This is a genomic window from Arsenophonus sp. ENCA (assembly GCF_002287155.1).
Lineage (GTDB): Bacteria > Pseudomonadota > Gammaproteobacteria > Enterobacterales > Enterobacteriaceae > Arsenophonus > Arsenophonus nilaparvatae.
The window spans coordinates 1-2,335 of record NZ_NHNG01000317.1 but is presented as its reverse complement, the minus strand read 5'-3'; the positions used below and the strand labels follow the sequence as shown (position 1 = coordinate 2,335).

At 35.2% G+C, this 2,335-nt stretch carries 4 protein-coding genes; all 4 read left to right on the top strand.

The window, feature by feature from the left end; genetic code table 11:
• The coding region (locus tag CBG25_RS08510; RefSeq protein WP_290603775.1) for a transposase family protein at positions 1 to 281 on the top strand (281 nt) is incomplete at its 5' end.
• The gene (locus tag CBG25_RS08505) at positions 223 to 435 is read left to right on the top strand and encodes a hypothetical protein (RefSeq protein WP_290606009.1); all 213 of its coding nucleotides are present in this window, start codon (positions 223 to 225) and stop codon (positions 433 to 435) included. The genes CBG25_RS08510 and CBG25_RS08505, both read left to right, overlap by 59 nt.
• Positions 436 to 1,064: 629 nt before the next feature.
• The gene (gene glsB, locus CBG25_RS08500; protein WP_290606007.1) at positions 1,065 to 1,997 is read left to right on the top strand and encodes a glutaminase B; all 933 of its coding nucleotides are present in this window, start codon (positions 1,065 to 1,067) and stop codon (positions 1,995 to 1,997) included.
• 38 nt (positions 1,998 to 2,035) lie between these two features.
• Positions 2,036 to 2,227 (top strand): hypothetical protein, encoded by a 192-nt coding sequence (locus CBG25_RS08495; RefSeq protein WP_290606005.1) that lies wholly within the window; start codon positions 2,036 to 2,038, stop codon positions 2,225 to 2,227.
• Positions 2,228 to 2,335: the final 108 nt, after the last annotated feature.

Sequence of the window (2,335 nt, the reverse complement as noted above, 5' to 3'; positions counted from 1 at the left end):
AGGTAACCATCTGGGCAGATACCGGTTTTCAAGGTATAGATAAACAGCATCCTAATACACAAATCCCAAAAAAAGGAACTCGAAAAAGACCTTTATCGCCTGAACAAAAACAAGAAAATAAAATAATCTCGGGCATCCGTATTACAGTTGAACACGCCATCGCGGGTATCAAGCGCCTCGGTTGCATGACCCAAATTTTACGGAATCGTAGACCCTTTATTGATGATACCTTCTTACTCCTTAGCGCAGGTCTTTGGAATTTCCATCTCAGAACAGCGTAAAATTTACTTCAATCACCGAAACACCCTTATTTCACTATTAAGCAACACGCTTATTGGACAGGTGCGCGCTAATTTTGCCATGACGATGATGGCAGCATGTTACAACCTAAAGCGGTTGGCGTACTTCCAGAGCGCGTGCATCGTGGCTTTCTGACGCCCAGAATGGGTCAAATGGCCCTAGCCAGGGCAATGTGCGATAGAATCAGTAGCGTGATAATCAAAAAAAATCTAATTATTTAGAATGAAAGCCAAGGGTTAATTGAAAATCTTGAGTTTTTCGAGGTGCCCAACAATATATTTTTAATAGCTTTATATCAATCAAACTGGTTGTCTGCCATTCCATTTATTATACAAACATAAAAAATATTAATATATTTTTCAAATAGCTAATAGTAGCATGCTTATAATATTGGCTAAAACAAATATTAAATTAGTATTTAATTAGCTATCCATTTTGATATTGCATTGATTAAACTGTTTAAATATATTAATTAATTTTACTGATGCTTAATGTTGGGTGGTTATGTTTTATATAATAAGTTAAAATTTTATTATGTTTCTGAATGCTAAATTTTTTTTGTTATTAACTTAACTAATTGATATTTAGCTGTATAATAGTTACTTGATAATTATGAGTTTTGAAATTAATTAAATTTTTTAATAATCAATTGGATGGATTTAAAGCATAAATAGGAAATAGATAAAAATTATTCTAATAAATAGATTATATTTTTATCATGATAATTTATAGGAAATAAAAATAATATCGGATAGTATTAAAATATGAAAACTTTAAACACAACGCTTTCTAATACATTACTCATAGATGTTTTACAACAGGTCCGTGCTCTGATCGGACAAGGAAAAGTAGCAAATTATATCCCAGAATTAGCAAAAGTGAAAAATAATCATTTGGCAATGGCTGTTTGTACTGTCGAAGGAGAGATATTTTCAGCCGGTGATGCATATGAGCGTTTTTCTATTCAGTCAATTTCTAAAGTACTTGGTCTTACCTTGGCCATGACCGGTTACCGGGAAGATGAAATTTGGTGTCGGGTTGGTAAAGAGCCGTCAGGATTACCCTTTAATTCATTGGTACAGTTAGAAATGGAAAAGGGTATACCGCGGAATCCTTTTATTAATGCCGGGGCTATTATTATTACTGATATGTTGCAGTTTCGATTTGGAACACCTAAGCAACGAATGCTAGAGTTTGTTCGTTCTCTTACCGGTCAAACGGATATTAGTTATGATAACAAAGTTGCGGAATCGGAAATGAAGCATACCAGTCGCAATGCAGCAATTGCCTATTTAATGAAATCTTTTGGTAATTTCAAGAGCGATGTTTTAGCGGTATTAGAAACTTATTTTCATTATTGTTCGCTAAGTATGAATTGTGTGGAATTGGCTCAATGTTTTAATTATTTAGCCAACAATGGACGATTATTAAATAATGATCATATCATCAAACCAATTCAAGCCCGACAAATTAATGCCTTGATGATGACTTGTGGTATGTACGATGGTTCTGGTGAATTTGCTTTTCGTATTGGAATGCCGGGTAAATCAGGTGTTGGCGGTGGCATCATTTGTGTTGTGCCTAATGCTTTTACAGTAGCGGTATGGTCACCTGAATTGAATAAATCAGGGAACTCTTTGGCAGGTTGCACTGCCTTAGAATTATTATCGCAACGAATAGGTCGCTCCGTTTTTTAGTATATGGCAATAAAAAGCTGTGGGTTAAAGGAGAAAATATGTTACGTATTATACTAATTGTTTGCACATTATTGATGGCAACTTTTGTCGTAACGAAAGAGCATCAATGTTCTGTAAATCTTAAAGATGACATTATTATTACCAAACAGCAGATACAAGGGCACCTCGAAAAACCTAAGCCGAGTTTGATTTTGCTGATAAAGTTATCGGAAGCTGGTCTACTGAGCTAACCACCATGAAGAAACGCAGCGCCATTAAGAATGACCTCTTTGCAAACCAGTATCACCAACAGACGATCGACAAGTTGGGTGACCCGCTGGTCAAGATCGAAACCTGTA

What these genes read in the sequence shown, in the direction of transcription:
- CBG25_RS08505 (WP_290606009.1), top strand. Translation starts at nt 223, where the DNA reads ATGATACCTTCTTACTCCTTAGCGCAGGTCTTTGGAATTTCCATCTCA.
- glsB (WP_290606007.1), top strand. Translation starts at nt 1,065, where the DNA reads ATGAAAACTTTAAACACAACGCTTTCTAATACATTACTCATAGATGTT.
- CBG25_RS08495 (WP_290606005.1), top strand. Translation starts at nt 2,036, where the DNA reads ATGTTACGTATTATACTAATTGTTTGCACATTATTGATGGCAACTTTT.